The sequence below is a fragment of the Kineococcus sp. AC630 genome (assembly GCF_979255925.1).
Genome location: NZ_CEEDMJ010000016.1, coordinates 45,472 through 63,265, shown reverse-complemented (window position 1 = coordinate 63,265; position 17,794 = coordinate 45,472). Strand labels below are relative to the sequence as shown.

The following is a 17,794-nucleotide window of genomic DNA, read 5'->3' as shown; positions in this document are numbered from 1 at the left end:
GCTCTCCGGCGCGGACGACTACCTCGAGTCCGCGATCTCCGACGAGTCCTTCGCGCGGAACCGCTGACCGCCGAACGCCACCGCCTCGACCAACGTCCGGGCGACGTCCTGCGGGGCGAGCCCGGCCTCGTCGAGCAGGGCGTCGCGGCTGCCGACGTCCAGGAACCGTTGCGGGAGAGCGAAGGTGTGCACGGTCGCCGGGTCGTCGCGCCCGCGCAACGCCGCCGCCAGCGCCCAGCCGACACCGCCGACCTCGCCACCGTCCTCGAGCACGGCGACGTGGCCGTGGCTGCGGGCCAGGTCGAGCAGCGCCTCGTCCACCGGCACCACCCAGCGCGGGTCGACGACGGTCACGCCGACGCCGTGGGCCCGCAGCCGGGAGGCGACGTCGAGGGCGCGAGGTACCAGCGAGCCCACGGCGACGAGCAGGACGTCGTCGCCCTCGGCCCACGAGGGCCCCTCGAGGACGTCGGCGTGCCCGGCGCGGGCGATCGCGGGGATGTCGGCGGGCACCTTGCCCTTGCTGTAGCGCAGGACCGTCGGCGCGTCCTCGACGGCGAGCGCCTCGCGCAGTTCCTCGCGCAGGGTGGCGGCGTCGCGCGGAGCGGCGAGACGCAGGCCCGGGACGAGCCGGCACAGTCCGAGGTCCCACACGCCGTGGTGGCTGGGGCCGTCGGGGCCGGTGACCCCGGCACGGTCGAGGACGAAGGTGACCCCGGCCCGGTGCAGGGCGACGTCGAGCAGCAGCTGGTCGAAGGCGCGGTTGAGGAAGGTGGCGTAGAGCGCCACGACGGGGTGCAGACCGCCTGCGGCCATGCCGGCCGCGGAGGTGACCGCGTGCTGTTCGGCGATCCCGACGTCGACGACGCGGTCGGGGTGGGCGCGGGCGAACGCGTCGAGACCCACCGGGCCCTGCATGGCAGCCGTGATGCCCACGACGTCGCGGCGGACGTCGGCGATCGCACGGATCTCCTCGCCGAAGACGCTGGTCCAGGAGGAACCCGACGAGGCCTGCGCCTCCCCCGTCTCGGGATCGATGATCCCGACGGCGTGGAAGCGGTCGGCGTCGTCGGCGAGGGCCGGTTCGTAGCCGCGCCCCTTCTGGGTGATGACGTGGACGATGACGGGGCCGCCGAAGGACCGCGCGCGGCGCAGGGCGTGCTCGACGGCCTCGGTGTCGTGGCCGTCGACGGGCCCGACGTACTTGAGACCGAGGTCCTCGAAGAGCCCCTGCGGGGCGACGATGTCCTTGATCCCCTTCTTGACGCCGTGCAGCGTCTCGTAGGCGAGGCGACCGGGGGTACCACCGCGTTGCAGCGACTGCTTGCCCCAGTCCATGAGCTTCTCGTACTCGCGGGTGGTGCGCAGGGTCGCGAGGTGGGAGGCCATCCCGCCGATGGTCGGGGCGTAGGACCGTCCGTTGTCGTTCACGACGACGACCACGGGGCGGCGTGAGGTGGCGATGTTGTTCAGCGCCTCCCAGGCCATGCCGCCGGTGAGGGCACCGTCACCGATGACGGCGACCACGCGACGCCCGTTCTCCCCCTGGCTCTCGCCGCGCAGCTCGAAGGCCCGGGCGAGTCCGTCGGCCCACGACAGCGACGTCGAGGCGTGCGAGTTCTCGACGACGTCGTGCTCGCTCTCGGCGCGGGAGGGGTAGCCGGAGAGGCCGCCCGCCTCACGCAGGTGGGCGAAGTCCTGGCGGCCGGTGAGCAGCTTGTGGACGTAGCTCTGGTGGCCGGTGTCGAAGACGAGGCGGTCGCGCGGGGAGTCGAAGACGCGGTGCAGACCGATCGTCAGTTCGACGACGCCGAGGTTGGGTCCGAGGTGCCCACCGGTCCTGCTCACGGCGGCGACGAGGAAGTCGCGGACCTCCCGAGCCAGCGCGGGCAGGTCCTCGGCGGGCAGGGCCTTGAGGTCCTCGGGCCCCTTGATCGTCTCGAGCAGCCCCATGCGGGGTGGCCTCCTGTGTCGCGGGGTCGAGCGTGAACGGACTGGGCGAGTGTAGGAGGACCCCTCCCCGACGTCGGCCCGCACTCGCCCGTTCGGACAGAGCGTTCACAGGCGCGGCACGAACTTCTTCCCTCGCAGTGCCTGCTCGAGCAGGTCGACCGCGCGCGCCACCCTGCGCAGGCGCAGCTCCTCGCGGTCGAGCACGTCGAAGACCTGCGGTCCGACCTCGGGGGGCAGGTCGGCGGCGAGGTCGCGGCGGGCGGTGCTGCGGGCCCGCACGACGGCCTCCTGCTGGGCGCTGACGTGGTGGCCGACCAGCCAGACCAGCAGCAGGGGGTGGCGGCGGACGGCGGCGTAGGAGCGGAACTCCGGCGGGGCCTGGTCGAGCAGCCAGGAGGAGGTGGCGACCTGCCAGTCGTCCACCCCGGGGGGCGGGACCTCCTGCGGCCAGCCCGGCGGGCCGTGCCGCGGACGTCGCTCGAACATGCGTTCGATGCTACGACGTCGTGGCGGGGGAAGCGGACCCTGGTGCCTCAGGACATCGGTGGCTGTGGCTGCTCCACGGTCATCCCGAGATGCTGTGTCCACAATGCTTGACTGACCACTCACTCATCCATATCGTGGTCGTCGTGGCCCGCGCGAGGAACCCCGCTCACCGCACCGCCCTCCTCGAAGCGGCGACGCGGGTCTTCGCCGCCGAGGGCCTCGCCGCCTCCACGGCCTCCATCGCCCGCGCGGCCGAGGTCTCCACCGGCACCCTCTTCGTCTACTTCGAGACCAAGACCGCGCTGGTCAACGAGCTCTACGTCGTCCTGAAGAGTGCGATGGGACGAGCCGCCACCGACGGCCTGAGGCCGGGGGCCGGACCGCGCGAGCAGTTGCGCTCGATGTGGGACGGGTGGATCGACTGGGCGGTGCAGGACCCTGACCGGCGACGGGCTCTGGCCCACCTCGCGGTCGCCGAGGACCTCAGCCCCCAGAGCCGACAGGCCGTGCAGGCCGCCTACGCCGGAACCGCCGAAGTCCTCGGACCGATCGTCGCCGGCGGCCCGATGCGCCAGGCACCGCTGCGGCTGGTGTCCACCCTCGTGTCGGCCATCGCCGACGCCACCATCGACGACCTCATCGCCCACCCCGACCCCACCGGGACCCGCAGCTCCCTCGCCTTCGAGGCGGTGTGGCGGGTCCTGGCCCTCGACCGCGCCGGCGAACGGTCCCACGACCCCACCCCGACCCGGGAGACCTCATGACCAGCACCCCCACCGCGACCGCGGCCTGGGTCGTCACCGGCCCCACCTCCGGCTTCGGCCGCGCCACCGCACTCGAACTCGCCCACCACGGCCACGTCGTCCTCGTCGGCCGCAACCCCGACAAGCTCGCCACGGTCGAGGCGCAGATCGAGCAGGCGGGCAGCAGCGCCACGAGCATCGTCGCCGACTTCTCCGACGTCCTCAGCGCGCGTCGGGCGGCGGCACAGATCGCCGCCCTGGACCTGCCCGTGCGTGGTGTCCTCAACAACGCCGGGGTCATGCTCACCAAGCCCGGGGTGAGCCCGCAGGGCTGGGAACTGTCCTTCGCCACCAACCACCTCGGCCCGCTCGCCTTCACCGACGCTCTCCTGCCGTCCCTGGCCGACGGGATCAACGTCGTGTTCATCGCCTCCGCCTGCGAGGACCCCGAACGCGTCCCCGCCGTCCGGGCCGGCTTCCGTGGCAGCCGGTACCTCTCGGCCGAGGCCTCCGCGCGCGGGGAGTACGTCCCCGGTGGGTCCGCGCGCGCCGGCATGGACGCCTACGCCACGTCCAAGCAGGGCAACCTCGCCGCCGTGTTCAGCCTCGCCCGCCAGCACCCCCGCCTGCGGTTCCGGGCGATCGAACCCGGCGTGAACCCCGGTTCGAACCTGGGCAGCGACGCGTCCGCCGTCCTCAACGTGGTCTCGAACCTCCTTGCCCCGGTCCTGCAGTTCCTGCCGCACTTCACCACCTCCCGGCGCGCCGGGCGGGTCATCTCCCGCATCGTGGTCGATCCCTCGGAGGCCACGGGGGTCTACTACGACGAGAACGGCAAGGCCGTGCGGGCCTCCAAGCAGGTCAGCGACCCCGCCTTCGCCGACCGGTACGTCAGGGAGAGCCGGGAACTGCTGGCCTCGCTCTGACCCGACGGCACCGCGACCGGCTCGTGCAACCTGGGTGGGGTGGTGATCCGTCTGGTGGGTGTGAACGACAGGAGCAGTCCATGACGGTGACGAGGGACGAGGAGTTCGGGGACTACGTGCGGCAGCGGCGGGCGGTGCTGCTGCGCACCGCGACCTTGCTGACCGGGGGTGATGCCCACCGCGCCGAGGACCTCGTGCAGACCACCCTGACCCGTCTCTACCTCGCGTGGCCCCGGACCCGCGCCGCCGACGACGTGCACGCCTACGCCCGCCGAGCACTGGTCAACGTCCTGGTCGACGAGGAACGCCGACCCTGGCGGCGGCGCGAGCACCTCCGCGCGCAGCTGCCCGAACACTCCGGGCAGCTCGAGGCGCCGGGCTCCACGACCGGCGACGGCCCACGCACCGACGACGTCCTCCGCGCCTTGCGGGAACTGCCGGCCCGGATGCGTGCGGTCGTGGTCTTGCGCTACTTCCACGACCTGTCGGTGGCCGAGACCGCCCAGGCGATGACCTGCAGCCAGGGCACGGTCAAGAGCCAGACCGCGCGGGCCCTGGACAAGCTGCGTCGGCAGCTGGGCACCGACCTCGAGACCGACCTCGAGACCGGCGAGGCCTGTCCCCTCACGACCCCCACTCCCCTCTCTTCCAGGAGCTCCTGATGACGAACCTGCGCACCCTGCTCGACCAGGCCAGCGGCCCTGCCTCGCCCCAGACCCCGCCCGCAGCGCTGGTGCAGGCCGATCTCGCCCGCGCCCACCGAGGGCTGCGCCGCGAACGGGTGGGGCGCGGAGCCCGTGGCGGGTTGCTCGCCGTGGCCGCTGCCGGGGTCGTGGCCGTGCTCGTGCAGACCGGGTCGCCCACCGGCGCGACACCCGAGAGGGCAGCGACACCGCCACAGAGCTCGTCGGCCGCGGGTGTCGGGGACACCCGGATGGTCGCCTACGCCGGCACTCAGCCCGCGGGCTTCACCCTCGACGCGCTGCCCCGCGGGTGGGAGGTGCAGGGCGTGGACGCCGGTGTCCTCACCCTGGCTCCGGCGGGGATCGCCGACCAGGACCCGAACTCCTTCGCCGGCAAGGTCGCCGTCTTCCTGGAGGACCTGCCGCAAGCCGCTACCGGCGACCGGGTTCGCCCGGTGCAGGTGGGAACCACGACAGGACTGCTCTTCGAGAGCGATCTGAACACCGACGGTGACCGGCGGGGCGGAACCACCCTGTTCCTCGCCCAGCCCTCCGGTACCCAGCTCGCCGTGCAGGTGTGGGCCGGGCTGGGCTGGTCCGACACCGACATCGCCGCCCTCGGCGCGGCGATCCACGTCACTGACGCCGCGACCGTCTCGGTCGGCTGAGCACCCGTCGGGTGGCCCCGGCTCAGAGCCTGCGGGCGGCTGTCGATCGCCGGTGGGCGGCGCGGCGACAGGAGGGGAGCCGCGCCGCCGGGGGTGCGTGAGTGCGGGGTTCGAAGCGCGCGTGCCCTTGCGGTGGCGCCGCGGTGGCCCGGCGGTCATCCCACGATCGGATCGAGCACGTCCAGACGCGGCCACAACCCAGCGAACCCATCACGAGGTGAGCTTCCGACTGGGGTCCTCCCACCCGGCCAGGTGCCCCAACCAGGCCAACGACAGCCACTCACCTTCCACCGTGAACTCCTCGACACGCCTCTCCTCCACACGTCGAAGCCGCCCCCGCCAGGACGCCCCCGGCGTGGTGGCACCCACCGCAGGCCGCCACCGACGCGGATGCGCCTGCACCAACGACCACTGCCCCAACGACAACTCAGCCACCGCCGGCATCCCCGGGTCGTCGTAGACGCGCGCTCCCGAAGAGGTCAACCGCACCGTCCACACCGACCACTGCCGCTTCCCGCCGAATGCCGCACGAGGCCCCTTCAACCGCAGCGGAGCCAGACCCAGCTCGTGCGACGAACCCTCCTGCACGACCGCGTTGCGCCGGCCGCGGTTGCCGGTGCCCAGATCGGCCAGCACCTCACTGGGAGCGAGGACCAAGCCGGCGAGCACGGTCGCGATGCGCAGCGGCAGCACGACGATCCGCCAGATCAAGCGCTTGGGGCGCCGTTGATCGATGGACCACGTGACCTCATCGAGCACTGTCGTCGCCACTGCTGTCCCTTCTCGCGCTTCGGGTCCTGTCCTGCATTCAAGCTGGACACGAACGCACGAACCACCCGTTGCGGGTGCGGACCTCCCTACCGGTCGTACCGCGCTACCCGCGGTCGCCGGTGGCTGGCGAGCAGGCACCCGCCGGCTCCGAGCGCCCCACACGGACCCGCCTCCCCGGCCCGCTCGCGAGAGCCTCCACGACGAGGCTCCTGAGTGGAATGAACCACCCGGCGACGATGGGGAACGACCCACCTCGTGAGTTCGCGGACGCCGGCCACAGGCAGGCGTCACGGTCATCCCGCGGTGCGCGTGACGCCACGATCGCGAGACCGTCTGGTCACCACGTGATCGTGCAGGCCGCCGGCGCAACAGATCGGCAACCCCTGACCCGCCACCTCGGCAACACTGAAGCGGTGGACCCGCTCTACCGCGCCCGAGCCCGCGCCCTCATCGGCGATCCACCTCCCGAGCAGATGCCCCGGTGGGCCGCCCTGGCCCTGACCCGCGGCTACGACTCCCCGACCCTGCGCGAACTCGCCGGCGCCCACGAAGACCCCGCCACCCTGCGCGACCTGCTCACCGACGCACTCGGCGGCCCCCGACTCAACGAGCACCAGGCCCTGTGGGTGATGGCCCACACCTACGCCCGCAGCATCGTCGACGGCCTGATCAGCCCGAAGGAGGGAGGAGAACTCCTCTGGAGCATCTCCACCAGCCTCGGGCACCCAGACGAGCTGAACGGGCTGCTCGACGAGACCACCGACTGGGAGTACGCCCACGAACTCGACCCCGAGGAGATCCGGCAGCGCATCGTCACCGAAGCACAGCACCTCCTGGAGGTCGTGACCATCGAAACCCTCGACCAGGAACCCGACCCCGACCGTTTCCTGGACCTCGACGACGAAGCCGCTCCCACCCGAGAAACCTGACGTCCACAGCAGGACGTCGCCGACGATCCCGCCTCCGGGACCGATCACCGCACGGTCATCCCGCATCCGGCGTGATGGGCGTCTTCTGCGCGTTCACAGCCTGAGCGGGCAACCGCCGGGCCAGCCACGGCAACAGCACCAACGCCCCCGCACAGCCCAACGCGACCGCGGCCCACGGCAGCCACGACCCCACCGCGAACAACCCCACCAGGAGCGGCGCCAGCAGCGCGGCGGCGTTGAAGCTGTACTGCACCGTGGCCATGTACCGACCGTGGGCCCGCACCGGTGCGGATGCCTCAGCCATCGCCAACACCCGACCGGTGAGCATCCCCGAGCACGCCAGCACCACGGTGGCGGCCAACAGCCACACCGGCTGCCACGACCTGGCGATCAGGGGTGCGCCCGCACACATCGCGCACCACGCGATGGTCAGCACGGCACCCAGGGCGACGGTGCGCGTGCGCTTCCACGATCTGGTCCACCGCACCACCAGACCAGCACAGGTGGAACCGATGGCCGTCAGCAGCACCACGCACGCGCCGGGGATCCAGGCGGGTGCGCGAAGCCGGTCCAGTGCCCAGACGGAGAACCCCACGAGGAAGACGTCGGTGGCCAGACCGGTCAAGGCCATCATCACCAGCAGGACGAGGAAGGGGCGGTCACGCCACGGACGGGGGGTGTCAGGGGTGCCCACGAGCTGAGCAGGCCCCTTCTCGCCGGGCCGGTCTTCACCCGTTGCGAAGAGGTCGTGCTGCGCCTTCGTCAGCGGCGCGTCGGAGTCGCTGTCAGCGTCTTGCCGTGCCGCCGGGGTTCCGCCTGCGCGCTGGACCCGGAGGTTGCCTGCGACGAGGCGCCACAGCAGGCCCGCGGCCAGCAGGAAGGTGAGCGCGTCCACAGCCACGGCGATGCGCAGGGCGGGCGTGTCCAGCCAGGTCAGGAGAGCCGCAGCGACCAGGGCACCGATACCGAAGGCGGCCGAGCGGATCATCTCGACGTGGGCGAAGGCACCGTCCTTGGGTCCCTCACCGGCGACAGCGGAGATCAGCGAGAACAAGGAGCTGTAGAAGGTCTGCGTACCTGCCGCGACCAGCACAGCCCCACCGATCGCGAAGACCACCCCGGGCCCCAGCCGAGTTCCCGCGCTGCTGCCGACGGTGCCGGCCAGGAGGTAGAGCGTCATCCCGACGGCCTGGATGAGCTGAGAGGTGATGACGACGCGGCGGGGTCCGAAGCGGTCCACGACGCTCCCGACGACCAACGGTGCACCCAGGCCCAGGAGGGTGCCCAGGAAGAGCAGGGTCCCAGCCAGTCCGACGGAGAGGCCGACGACCTGGACGCTGTAGACCAGCACCAGGGGCAGGAACAGGCCGGAGCCGAAGTTGTCGACGGCCAGGGCCAGGAGCAGTCCCCGTCGTGAGCGACCGTTCTCGCGGGGCCAGGTCGGGGCCTTCTCGCTGTCCACGGCGGCGTGTGTCACAGGTCTTGAACGTAGGGCAGAACCGTCGCCGCAGGAGGAACCGCCGGTGTCGGCGTGGCGCAGGCCGACGTCACGGTCATCCCGCAGTTCGGGTGATGTGAGTCCAATCCGTCGTCGAGGCGGAAGTCGTGGTCCGGGTCAGCCAGTGCCCGTACCGGTCATGACGACAGGGCGGGCCGTTGCCGCAGAACCCCCGCTGCTGCCGATCGGCGCGCCAGTGATCCCGTCGCCGACGTCTCACGGTCTCGCTGCCGTCGTGGGGACCCCGAACCCGACACACCGACGGAGACCTGACGCTCCCGGCACCAGACCCTCAGCAGCTACCACCACCGCCACCGTCCCCGCCGCTGCACCCCCCGCCGTCCCCGAAACCGCCTCCGAAGCTCCCACCGGTGTCGCCACCCGGGTCGCCACCGGACCACCCCACACCGTCGGATCCGCCCCCACCGCCGTCGTTGAACCAGAACGGAGTCGTGCGTGCAGATCGATGAGTTCTCCGACCCGGTCGCAGGTGATCGACGACACCGAGCACCAGGACCACAGCGGCGACGATGAAGAACAGGACGACCACGAGGACCACCTCCGTTCGTCTCCTCCGCTACCGGCAGCAGCAGGAGCAGAGACGCTGAGCGCAGCGTGGCACAACACCTCCACCCCCTGAGGCAGAACGCATCGATGTCCGCTCCCACCAGGCACACCCGAGGCACCTCGGGCCGGTAGGGGCCGAGACGTCCCGGAGGTACTCCCTTCCCGCTTCCCGCCGTCGCGGACGTCGGCGACGTTCCGGTCACGACGACGTGCGGGCGGCGCCGCGGTCGTGGCACGGCTGCTGTGGCACTCCACCTCCGGCAACAGCACCCGGTTCGACGTCGCCGTCGCAACAGGCTGATCCCAGCAGACAGGACCCCCCAAGCCCCGGCATCCTGACCCGGTGACCGATCGCCCTACGCCGCCACCCGTTCTTGCCCGGCTGCTGGGTCGACGACGCGGAACGGATCCCAAGAACCCCCTCCTGGTGGCCCTGGACTGCTTCACGGCCGTCATCGCCCTCCACCTGGCCGTCATCGGCTACCTGGGGTTGCCGCCCTGGTTCGCCGTGACCCTCACCCTCTTGGCCGGCCTCGCGATCTTCTACGCAGTCCGAGAACTCTTCCTCTGGCAGCAGCACCTGCGCCTCACCCACCGACGAGGCATCCCTGACGTCACCTCGCCGCGGACGTTTCCGGCGTCTGACCCTCCACAGCGGTAGGCCCCGCACGGCACTCTGCCCACCTCGCTGACTCACCTTCCACCGTGGATCGCTTCGACGTACCGCACCCGCCGGCCGAGCAGACGGAGGTCGCCCGGCTCAGGTCACGACCAGACGCAGCAGGACCTCCCCGGCCGCACCCAGCGGCAACACCAACAGCAACCACGCCGCCGCCGAACCCACACCCCGAACTCGTGCACCCACCGCCCGCGCCGCCGACGCGGTGGCGCCGAGGACCACCACCAGCAGAACACCGAGGACGCAGGAGACGACCGCCTCACCCGGGTAACGCAGGTAGACCCCGTAGGTGACCACTCCCTCCGCGAGGAAGACCCCGCCCAGCAGCGCCGCCCCCAGCGCGGCCACCCGTGGCGCAACCGCCCGTCGCCACCACCAGCCGGCCACTCCCAGGACCGGCCCGCCGAAAACACCGGTGGCGGCCCACAGCACGACGTTGGAGGGGTTGACGCCGAAGCCGCGCGCAGCGGACACGGCGTAGTAGCCGGCGACCTCCCCGAAGCACACCGCGACACCGGCCAGGACCGCGGCCCAGGGCCGCCGGCTCCAGGCACCGACCAGGAACGCGGGAGCGACCCAGGGGCCCACCGCGTTGGCCAGCCCGGCGAACGGCCAGGGCAGCAGCGTCTGCAGCCCCGACGTCGACGCCCCCCACACCACGCCGATCAGCACTGCCGCACCGAGCAACGGTGCCGCGCCCAGCCCACCGACCGAACCGTCGCGCCGGCCGCGCCCAGCCCACGGGAGACGGGGCGAGGTCCTCACGGTGGCGGGTTCGCTCATGGTCGAAGCCTGCCCCGCGGCGATCGGTCTGAACATCACCGCGTGGTCGGATCCTCGACCAGCGATTCATCATGCCCCGGGTTGACGGCCGAGCTCGAACCCACGCTCGCGGCGGTGCTGGTGCCGGCGGTGGCGGGGGAGGTCCTCACCGCGGCCGTGGCCCACCTCCTCCCCCGCCGTGACACTCTGCTCCTCCTGGAAGTCCTCCAACCGGTGGGGAAGGTTCCCGTGAACGTCAGCTACTCCCTCGCCTACCGCCTCGGCATCACACCGTGGGAACGCGCCATGGAGGTGGGCGCCGCCCAGTTCACCGCGCTGATCGAGCGCGAGGAGGCCGAGCGCGTCGCCCCCTTCGGCCACGCCCTCGACCTCGGGTGCGGCACCGGCGCGCACGCCGTGCAACTGGCCGGCCGTGGTTGGGACGTCAGCGCCGTCGACGCGGTGCCGTCCGTCGTGCGCCGCACCACCGAGCGGGCGCAGGAGCACGGGGTGGACGTCCACGCCCTCGAAGGCGACGTGACGGCACTGGACCCGGCCCGGATCGGAGCCCCCGTCGACTTCTTCCTCGACGCGGGCTGCTTCAACGGCCTCCGCCGCAGGCAGCGCTCCGCGCTGGGCCGCGGGATCACCGCCTGCGCCGCGCCGGACGCCACCCTGCTGGTGCTGGCGTTCGCGCCGGGGCGCCGGGGGCCGCTGCCCCGCGGGGCCAGTTCCTCCGACGTGACCGAGGCCTTTCCCGGCTGGGACGTCGTGGCCCAGGACGCCACCGACAGCCGGGGATTCCCGGGGCCGCTGCGCGCTACCGCTCCGCAGTGGTACCGCCTGCGCCGCCGCTGACGAGTGTTCGTCCCGGACGTTCCGGGAGGTGTGCCACCCCCGTGGACGGGGAAGGTACCGGGGGTGATGTTCACCCTCTTCCGCACCCTGGCCGCCGTCCGCGGGGCCAAGGCGCTGCACCCGCGCGGGACCGTCCACACCGGCCGACTCGTCCGGCACGGCCTGACCCCGGGGACCGGGGTCGCCTGGATCGACGAGCCGGGCGCGGACCGCACGGTCGTGCGCCTCTCCCGCGGCGCCGGTCTGCCCGCCCCCTGGCCCGACGTCCTGGGCCTGGCCCTGCGCGTCGAGTCCCCCGACGGCGGTCCCTGGGACGTGCTGCTGTCGACCACGCTGGGCCGGCGGGTGCCGTTCCCGCGCCGTGACGTGCGCTCGGGTCTGCACTCCAGCATCGCGGCCTTCCACGGGCCGCGCGGGCCGTTGCTGCTCGGCGCCCGGCACGTCGGGAACCGGTTCCTGCTCGCGGTGGCGACCCCGCGCGGGCCGTGGAGGCCGTTCGCCGAACTGTTCCTCGACGAGGGCGAGGTGGACGAACCGATCACGTTCGAACCGGTCCGGAACGCCGTCGCGGGGTTGAGCGTGCCGCAGCGGTGGCGCCGGATCCGCGAACCCGGGTACGCCGGTTCGCGACAGGGCCGCCGCTGACCGGGTTCACCGGGTCCGCACGTTCACCGGCAGCGGTGGGTAGAAGGTCTCCGGCAGGGCCCGCAGGGCCCGGACCATCGCGTCCGTCCCGTCGAACTGGAAACCCAACTGCGTGACGTACGCGGCGCACGCCTCCACCTTGGCGTCGAGTTCCTCCTCCGTGGGGTACCGGGGGTCACCGAGGGGAGCCTCCGCTCCCGCCCGCAGGACGTAGGGGGTGTCCGCCCACCGGGCCAGAGGCAGACCCCGGTCGTGGGCGAGGGCGTCGACCGCCGTGCGCACGTGGCGGTGGTCGACGTGGTCGCCGAGAGCCTGCGGCCCCAGCAGCAGGTCCACGGAACCCCCGAACCGCTCGTCGAGGAACGCCGTGAGGGCCTCCCCGATCGCGACCGGGCACCCCTCGTCCCCGGCGACGACGGGCCCGAAGAGCGCTGCAGCGCTGTGGTACCCGCGGTGCGGCGCTTCGAGCAGGGGGAGGTGGAAACCTCTCGTGCCGAGGGCAGCGCCGGCCGCGACGTCCTCGGCACGACGCAGGGCCATGTAGTCGACGTCGTCGGCCAGACCCTTGTCGGTCTGGCAGGCCAGCGCGAAACCCGTCGGATCCGCCACGCTGCCGGTGAAGACGGTGAGCACCGTGACCTCGGCCCCCGCGGCCACCAACCCGGTCAACAACGCCCCGGCGGAGAACACCGCGTCGTCCAGGTGCGGGGAGACGGCGAGGACCCGCGCGGGGTCCACCCCGGCGCGGTTCACAGGAGGTGGGGGGTCACGAGGAACCGGCAGTCGGCGTCGGCGGTCGTGGGTTCCACGCCCCGACCCCTGCTGGTGGGGCGTTCGGCGGGCGGGACCTGCGTCCACGCGGTGTCCGGCGAGGTGGCGACGACCCGGTGGTAGACGGCTTCCACACGTTCCGTCAGAGCCGGCCAGGACCAGACCTCGCGCACCTCGCTCAGCGCCTGCTGCGCCAGCTTCGGCCCCAGGGCCGGGTCGTCGAGCAGCCGACGCAGGGCGTCGACCAGACCCGCGACGTCGCCGACCTCGTGGAGCAGACCGTTCTCGCCGTCGCGCACGCAGTCCACGACGCCCACCGTGCGGGTGGTGACGACGGGGAGCCCGGCGGCCATGGCCTCCAGGATCGTGTTCGAGAAACCCTCGGACTGGGTCGGCGAGACGAACACGTGACCGTCGCGGTAGACGGCGGGCGCCTCGGTGTAGGGGACGTAGCCCCGCTGCTCCACGACGTCGTCCAGCCCCAGTTCGGTGACGAGTTCGGCGACGGCGGTGACGTCGGGGCCGATGCCGGAGACGAGGAGCCGCACCTCCCGGCCCTCCGCGCGCAGCAACGCGAGACCGTGCAGCAGGTCGAGGACGCCCTTGCGACGGTCGACGCGGCCGTGGAAGAGGAGCGTCACCGGCCCGTCCGCGGGCAGCACACCCACGGCGACCTCGTCGGCGGGGGTGAAAGCCTGCGTGTCGGTGGCTCCACCGACCAGGTCGAACCGTTCCGGGTCGGTCCCGTGGTGGTCCACGACCTCGTCGGCGAACGTCCGGGAACCGATGAGGACGGCCCCGGCGTGGTCGAGGACCGTGCGGATCCCGACGGAGTGGGCGGGACAGCACAACCCCACCCAGTGCCCGTCGCCCCCCTGGACGCTGACCACCGAGGGCAGGCCGAGCGAGGCGGACGCCTCCAGGACGGCCATCCCGGTGGGCCAGGCGTACTGGGCGTGCAGCAGGTCGAAGGGTTCCTCGGTGTGCAGGCGCTCCACGGTCTCGCGCATCGTGGCGATGTCGGCGTCGAAGTCGGCGGGCAGACCCTCGCCCGACCGCTGCTCCCCCGACGCCTCCAACCCGATCGCGCGCACCCCGGCCGGGACCCGGTCCGCGGGCGGCGGACCGCCGCCGTAGACGGCGCTGCCGGCGGGGTCACCGCGGAACTGCGACACCAGCACGACCTCGTGGCCGCGGGCCACCAGACCCTCCACGAGCTTCTCCGCGTACACGCTCATGCCCGAGACGGCGGGCCAGTAGCGGCGGGAGACGAGGCAGATCCTCATGCGGTCCATCCGTTCTCGCGGGCCACGGCGGCCGCGTGCAGTGCCGGTTCGCGGTAGAGCGGGTACAGCTCCCCCAGGACGCGGTCGAGCGCGGCCCGGTCCAACCAGGCCGGCTCGCCGAGGCGTTCCCGGGCGGCGTCGGTGAGGTGGACGGGTTCGGCCGAGGCGGGGACCCCGTCCTGTCCGGGCACCCCGAGGCCGGCGATGCCGTGCAGGCCCGTTCGCCCGTCCCCGCGTTCGAGGAGGTCCACCACCCCGCGTTCCCCGATGCGGCCGTAGCTGACGATCTCGACCTCCAGCCCCGGAACCACGACCCGGGCCACGGCGACGGGCTCGGCGGAGCAGTCGAGCACCAGCACGTCGAACCCGCGCTCGCGCAGGAGACCCACGAGGTGGGCGCAGAGGGCCTGCTGCTCGTCGACGCCCTCGGGGGCCCGCCAGGTCGGCAGGGTGTCGAAGCGACGCCGGCTGCGTTCGGCCAGGACGACGGGTTCGAGCAGGGACCGCAGCTGGGCGGCGTCCTTCTCCAGCCAGCCGAGCATCCCGCGCAGGGCGCGCTCCTCCTGGGTGGAGGGGTCGGCGGCGTAGCGCTCGACGTAGCCGGCGGGGCTGATGTCCCGGACGGCGTCGAGGTCGCCGTGGGTGAAGGCCTTGCGGGAGCGGGCCGCGGCGAACTCCAGCACGGCCTTGCGCAGCGCCACCTCGCGGTCGGGGTGGGCGGCCTCGCCGGCGGCGGTCACCATGACCGGCTGCAGCGGGTCGTCGTCGGCGCCGACGACGGTGATGTTGGCGATCCCCCACCAGTCGTTGGCCAGCTTGGGCACGACCCGCACGCCCGCCGCCCGCAGCCGGGCCAGGGCGTCGCGGGTCACGGGGTCGGTCACGAGCTCGTCGTCGGGGCCGAGGTCGAGGACGACGCCGGTGTCCAGGGCCCGGAAGCGGGTCCCGTTGCCGTCGCGCTGCAGGAGTTCTCCGATCCCGTGCGCGACCGCGCGTTCCAGGCTGTCGCCGGCGCCGAGGCCGTTGCCGTGCCGGGTGACCAGGCGGGGCAGGTCGTCGACGAAACCCTCGGGCAGTTCGTCGGAATCGCGCAGCACGACGTCGGCGGGGGCCCAGACGCGCTCGCCCGTGCCGTAGCGCTGCAACGGCAGCCAGTTCAGCGTCACGTCGGGCGTGTAGGGCGCGCCGGCGTCCAGGCACACCGCCGGCGGGTCCAGGACCGCGTCGGCTCCGAGTTCGGCGACCAGCTCGTTCCGCGTGGCGCGCCGGTGTTCCAGGGTGGCCACGGTGCGGCGCAGCAGACCCAGTTCCGCGGACTCGCCCCAGCTGGAGCGCCGCGCGTCGGCGTCGGTGCCGCCGTACCCGTGGCCGATGGCGGCCACCCCGGCGTCGCCGGTCGCGGCGATCGTCCACCACGAGGGGATGCCGACGGTGTCCAGGCGGTAGGTCGGGAACTGGAAGCGGTCGCGCTCCCCCAGGACGTCGCGGAAGCGTTCGGTCGCGAGGTGGTCCTGCCCCTCCTGGACGGGGTGGTCGACGGTCAGGCGACGGGGTGCGGTCACGCGAAGACCTCCACGGTCCTGGTCAGCAGGTCCATCGGCACCGGGGACGCCGACGGGGGGTTGGCGAGCATGTGGTCGACGAGGGCCACGACGTGGGCCGTGGTGACCCCGCGGGCGAACTCGAAGGGACTGAAGACGGTGTCGAACTCCAACTGCCCGACGATCTCGCGCATGCTGCGCAACTCGGCCCGGGACAGCGGGATCTGCGCGTGGAACGCCTTGTGGGCGCTCAGCGCCGCGGCGTTGCCGTCCTCGTCGAGGTCGATCTTGAGGGAGTCGCCGCAGAAGAACAGTCCGCGATCGGCGTCGTGCAGGACGCTGTGCCCGGGGAAGTGCCCCCCGGTGCGGTGCAGGGTGATCCCGGGGGCCAGCTCGGTCCGGTCGTCGGCCGGCCAGGTCACGCGGAAGGCCTTGGTCCAGGTGAGGTCGTGGACGCCGACGGAGACGACCGGCGGGTCGAGTTCGTCCTGCAACTGCCACAGCCCGCCGAAGCCGTGCACGTGGCTGGAGGCCAGGACGCGCAGGCCACCGCGGCGGCGCAGTTCAGCCAGCGCATCGGCGGAGTACCACGGAGCGGCCTCGAAGCCGAGCAGGCCGTCGGAGGTCTCCAGCACCCAGCCGTGGGACCCGAGCCCCACGACGGGGTCGCACCAGAACTCGGTGACCCCCGGTACGGCCTCGCGCCAGGACGTCGTCACGAGCGCGTCGACCTCGGTCTCGCGCAGGAACTCGAACCCGTCGACGGGCAGTTCGTTGCGGACGTCGGAACACACCGGGCACGACGGCGGCGGGGTGTGCGCGAACCAGCGCTGCCAGTGGCCGCAGTTCGTGCAGGAGTAGGCGCGGTGCTCGCGGTGGGCCCGGGTGGGCAGGGGTGCCAGTTCCGCGGCGCGGACACCGCGCATCGCGTGGGCGTCGTCGGGTCCGGTCATGCTCGTGCCTCCACGGGTCGGGGCTGCGCGCCGAGGGCGTCGTGCAGCAGGTTCAGCAGGCGCAGGTCGCGCGACATCGGGAAGCGCCAGTCCTCCCCGCCGGTGACCGCGGCCTCCAGGGCCCGCAGTTCGCCGGTGAACGGCGAGGTGGTGGTGTCGAACTCCAGGTCGCGGGACGCGCCCGTGGCGGCGTCGATGAACTCCACGCGGCCACCGGCGTCCTGTCCCATGGTGTCGTTGGCGACGAGCTGCCCGGCGGTACCGACGATCTCGAGCCGACGGCGCGGCAGGGTCTCGACGGTGTTGAACGAGTTCGAGATCGTCACCAGCACCCCGGAGGGGGTGCTGCCGACGAGGACGGAACCGTCGTCGACGGCGTAGTCGTGGACGCGGTGCTGCACGTGGGTGGTGGCCGTGGCCACGTCCTCGCCCAGCAGGGTGCCGACCAGGTCCAGCCCGTGCGGGGCGAGGTCGATGTAGGCCCCGCCACCGGCCCGGACGGGGTCGACGCGCCAGTTGTCACCCGTGGTGCTGCCGGGCGGAGCCCACCCGGGCGGCAACCAGCACGCGTAGACGATGCGGACGGCCGTGACGGTGCCCAGGTCACCCCGGGCGATGAACTCGGCCATCACCTCGTGGGCGGGGTGGAACCGTTGGTCGAAGGCCGTCGCGGCCACCACTCCGGCGCGTTCGCACCCGGCGACCAGCGCCGCGGCGTCCTCCAGGCTCGCCGCGAGCGGCTTCTCGCACAGGACGGCCAGCCCCGCGTCGGCCGCGGCCAGCGCGACCTCGCGGTGGGCGTGGTTCGGGGTGGCGACGTAGACGATCTGCGCCCCCGGGGTGACGAAGGCCGTGGCCAGGTCGTCGTGCGCCTGCGCGCCCGGGAAGCGGGCTGCGAGGGCGGTCGCCGCCTCCAGGTCACGGTCGACGACGGCGACGACCCGGCTGGTGGCCGACGAGGCCAGGGCGGGGGCCATGTGGTCACGGGCGACCCAGCCCGCTCCGGCGATGACCCAGCCGGTCCGCTCGCCGTCGTGCAGTTCGTCAGGGGTGTTCACGGGACTCCTCGGTGGAC

18 protein-coding genes are annotated in these 17,794 nt (G+C 72.8%); 8 read left to right on the top strand and 10 right to left on the bottom strand.

The annotated features are described in order from the left end of the window. Positions 1 to 18: 18 nt before the first annotated feature. Together dxs and AC0I8G_RS17320 are read right to left on the bottom strand one after the other, a co-directional pair. Positions 19 to 1,953, bottom strand: a complete 1,935-nt coding sequence (gene dxs, locus AC0I8G_RS17325) for a 1-deoxy-D-xylulose-5-phosphate synthase (RefSeq protein WP_471731043.1) — start codon at positions 1,951 to 1,953, stop codon at positions 19 to 21. Between the two features lie 105 nt (positions 1,954 to 2,058). Beyond that, positions 2,059 to 2,439, bottom strand: a complete 381-nt coding sequence (locus AC0I8G_RS17320; protein ID WP_471731042.1) for a hypothetical protein — start codon at positions 2,437 to 2,439, stop codon at positions 2,059 to 2,061. A 143-nt stretch (positions 2,440 to 2,582) separates the two neighbouring features. On the opposite strand from AC0I8G_RS17320, the gene AC0I8G_RS17315 reads away from it, so the two are divergent. The 4 genes from AC0I8G_RS17315 (at position 2,583) to AC0I8G_RS17300 (ending at position 5,459) form a co-directional block, all read left to right on the top strand. After that, the gene (locus AC0I8G_RS17315) at positions 2,583 to 3,203 is read left to right on the top strand and encodes a TetR/AcrR family transcriptional regulator (RefSeq protein WP_471731041.1); all 621 of its coding nucleotides are present in this window, start codon (positions 2,583 to 2,585) and stop codon (positions 3,201 to 3,203) included. Continuing rightward, the gene (locus tag AC0I8G_RS17310) at positions 3,200 to 4,108 is read left to right on the top strand and encodes an SDR family NAD(P)-dependent oxidoreductase (protein ID WP_471731040.1); all 909 of its coding nucleotides are present in this window, start codon (positions 3,200 to 3,202) and stop codon (positions 4,106 to 4,108) included. The genes AC0I8G_RS17315 and AC0I8G_RS17310 overlap by 4 nt, the downstream gene beginning before the upstream one ends. Positions 4,109 to 4,188: 80 nt before the next feature. Further along, on the top strand, positions 4,189 to 4,770 hold the full coding sequence (locus AC0I8G_RS17305; protein ID WP_471731039.1) for a SigE family RNA polymerase sigma factor: 582 nt from the start codon (positions 4,189 to 4,191) through the stop codon (positions 4,768 to 4,770). After that, positions 4,770 to 5,459 carry a hypothetical protein gene (locus AC0I8G_RS17300; protein ID WP_471731038.1) on the top strand — a complete coding sequence of 230 codons (690 nt, stop codon included), beginning with the start codon at positions 4,770 to 4,772 and terminating at the stop codon, positions 5,457 to 5,459. Before AC0I8G_RS17305 ends, AC0I8G_RS17300 begins: the two co-directional genes overlap by 1 nt. A 210-nt stretch (positions 5,460 to 5,669) precedes the next feature. Here AC0I8G_RS17300 and AC0I8G_RS17295 read toward each other — a convergent pair whose 3' ends face one another. Continuing rightward, positions 5,670 to 6,230, bottom strand: coding sequence for a hypothetical protein (locus AC0I8G_RS17295; protein ID WP_471731037.1), 561 nt, complete (start codon positions 6,228 to 6,230; stop codon positions 5,670 to 5,672). Between the two features lie 344 nt (positions 6,231 to 6,574). Here AC0I8G_RS17295 and AC0I8G_RS17290 point away from each other — a divergent pair, with 344 nt between their 5' ends. Continuing rightward, positions 6,575 to 7,159, top strand: a complete 585-nt coding sequence (locus AC0I8G_RS17290) for a hypothetical protein (RefSeq protein WP_471731036.1) — start codon at positions 6,575 to 6,577, stop codon at positions 7,157 to 7,159. A 55-nt stretch (positions 7,160 to 7,214) separates the two neighbouring features. Here the strand turns inward: AC0I8G_RS17290 and AC0I8G_RS17285 are convergent, their stop codons facing one another. After that, positions 7,215 to 8,636 (bottom strand): MFS transporter, encoded by a 1,422-nt coding sequence (locus tag AC0I8G_RS17285; RefSeq protein WP_471731035.1) that lies wholly within the window; start codon positions 8,634 to 8,636, stop codon positions 7,215 to 7,217. 931 nt (positions 8,637 to 9,567) lie between these two features. On the opposite strand from AC0I8G_RS17285, the gene AC0I8G_RS17280 reads away from it, so the two are divergent. Beyond that, positions 9,568 to 9,885, top strand: a complete 318-nt coding sequence (locus AC0I8G_RS17280) for a hypothetical protein (RefSeq protein WP_471731034.1) — start codon at positions 9,568 to 9,570, stop codon at positions 9,883 to 9,885. Positions 9,886 to 9,984: 99 nt separating this feature from the next. On the opposite strand, the gene AC0I8G_RS17275 is transcribed toward AC0I8G_RS17280, so the two are convergent. Further along, positions 9,985 to 10,686, bottom strand: a complete 702-nt coding sequence (locus AC0I8G_RS17275) for a DUF6518 family protein (protein ID WP_471731033.1) — start codon at positions 10,684 to 10,686, stop codon at positions 9,985 to 9,987. Positions 10,687 to 10,767: 81 nt separating this feature from the next. Between AC0I8G_RS17275 and AC0I8G_RS17270 the strand changes: the two genes are divergently transcribed. Then, entirely contained in the window at positions 10,768 to 11,523 is a 756-nt protein-coding gene (locus tag AC0I8G_RS17270; RefSeq protein WP_471731032.1) for a methyltransferase domain-containing protein, read from the top strand. Between the two features lie 63 nt (positions 11,524 to 11,586). After that, the gene (locus AC0I8G_RS17265) at positions 11,587 to 12,168 is read left to right on the top strand and encodes a hypothetical protein (RefSeq protein WP_471731031.1); all 582 of its coding nucleotides are present in this window, start codon (positions 11,587 to 11,589) and stop codon (positions 12,166 to 12,168) included. A 6-nt stretch (positions 12,169 to 12,174) separates the two neighbouring features. On the opposite strand, the gene AC0I8G_RS17260 is transcribed toward AC0I8G_RS17265, so the two are convergent. From AC0I8G_RS17260 to AC0I8G_RS17240, 5 genes are read right to left on the bottom strand one after another with little or no spacing between them, the layout of a single operon-like run. Beyond that, entirely contained in the window at positions 12,175 to 12,906 is a 732-nt protein-coding gene (locus AC0I8G_RS17260) for a PIG-L deacetylase family protein (RefSeq protein ID WP_471731030.1), read from the bottom strand. Between the two features lie 11 nt (positions 12,907 to 12,917). Beyond that, on the bottom strand, positions 12,918 to 14,225 hold the full coding sequence (locus AC0I8G_RS17255; protein WP_471731105.1) for a glycosyltransferase family 4 protein: 1,308 nt from the start codon (positions 14,223 to 14,225) through the stop codon (positions 12,918 to 12,920). Further along, positions 14,222 to 15,787, bottom strand: a complete 1,566-nt coding sequence (locus AC0I8G_RS17250) for a YcaO-like family protein (protein ID WP_471731029.1) — start codon at positions 15,785 to 15,787, stop codon at positions 14,222 to 14,224. The genes AC0I8G_RS17255 and AC0I8G_RS17250 overlap by 4 nt, the downstream gene beginning before the upstream one ends. Beyond that, positions 15,784 to 16,719, bottom strand: a complete 936-nt coding sequence (locus AC0I8G_RS17245) for an MBL fold metallo-hydrolase (RefSeq protein ID WP_328291868.1) — start codon at positions 16,717 to 16,719, stop codon at positions 15,784 to 15,786. The genes AC0I8G_RS17250 and AC0I8G_RS17245 overlap by 4 nt, the downstream gene beginning before the upstream one ends. Beyond that, positions 16,716 to 17,777: a Gfo/Idh/MocA family protein gene (locus AC0I8G_RS17240; protein ID WP_471731028.1), complete on the bottom strand. Its 1,062-nt coding sequence runs from the start codon at positions 17,775 to 17,777 to the stop codon at positions 16,716 to 16,718. The genes AC0I8G_RS17245 and AC0I8G_RS17240 overlap by 4 nt, the downstream gene beginning before the upstream one ends. Positions 17,778 to 17,794: the final 17 nt, after the last annotated feature.

Bases quoted from the DNA above. Each gene is read 5' to 3' on its own strand.
- dxs (WP_471731043.1), bottom strand. From the start codon at position 1,953: ATGGGGCTGCTCGAGACGATCAAGGGGCCCGAGGACCTCAAGGCCCTG.
- AC0I8G_RS17320 (WP_471731042.1), bottom strand. From the start codon at position 2,439: ATGTTCGAGCGACGTCCGCGGCACGGCCCGCCGGGCTGGCCGCAGGAG.
- AC0I8G_RS17310 (WP_471731040.1), top strand. From the start codon at position 3,200: ATGACCAGCACCCCCACCGCGACCGCGGCCTGGGTCGTCACCGGCCCC.
- AC0I8G_RS17305 (WP_471731039.1), top strand. From the start codon at position 4,189: ATGACGGTGACGAGGGACGAGGAGTTCGGGGACTACGTGCGGCAGCGG.
- AC0I8G_RS17300 (WP_471731038.1), top strand. From the start codon at position 4,770: ATGACGAACCTGCGCACCCTGCTCGACCAGGCCAGCGGCCCTGCCTCG.
- AC0I8G_RS17275 (WP_471731033.1), bottom strand. From the start codon at position 10,686: ATGAGCGAACCCGCCACCGTGAGGACCTCGCCCCGTCTCCCGTGGGCT.
- AC0I8G_RS17255 (WP_471731105.1), bottom strand. From the start codon at position 14,225: ATGAGGATCTGCCTCGTCTCCCGCCGCTACTGGCCCGCCGTCTCGGGC.
- AC0I8G_RS17245 (WP_328291868.1), bottom strand. From the start codon at position 16,719: ATGACCGGACCCGACGACGCCCACGCGATGCGCGGTGTCCGCGCCGCG.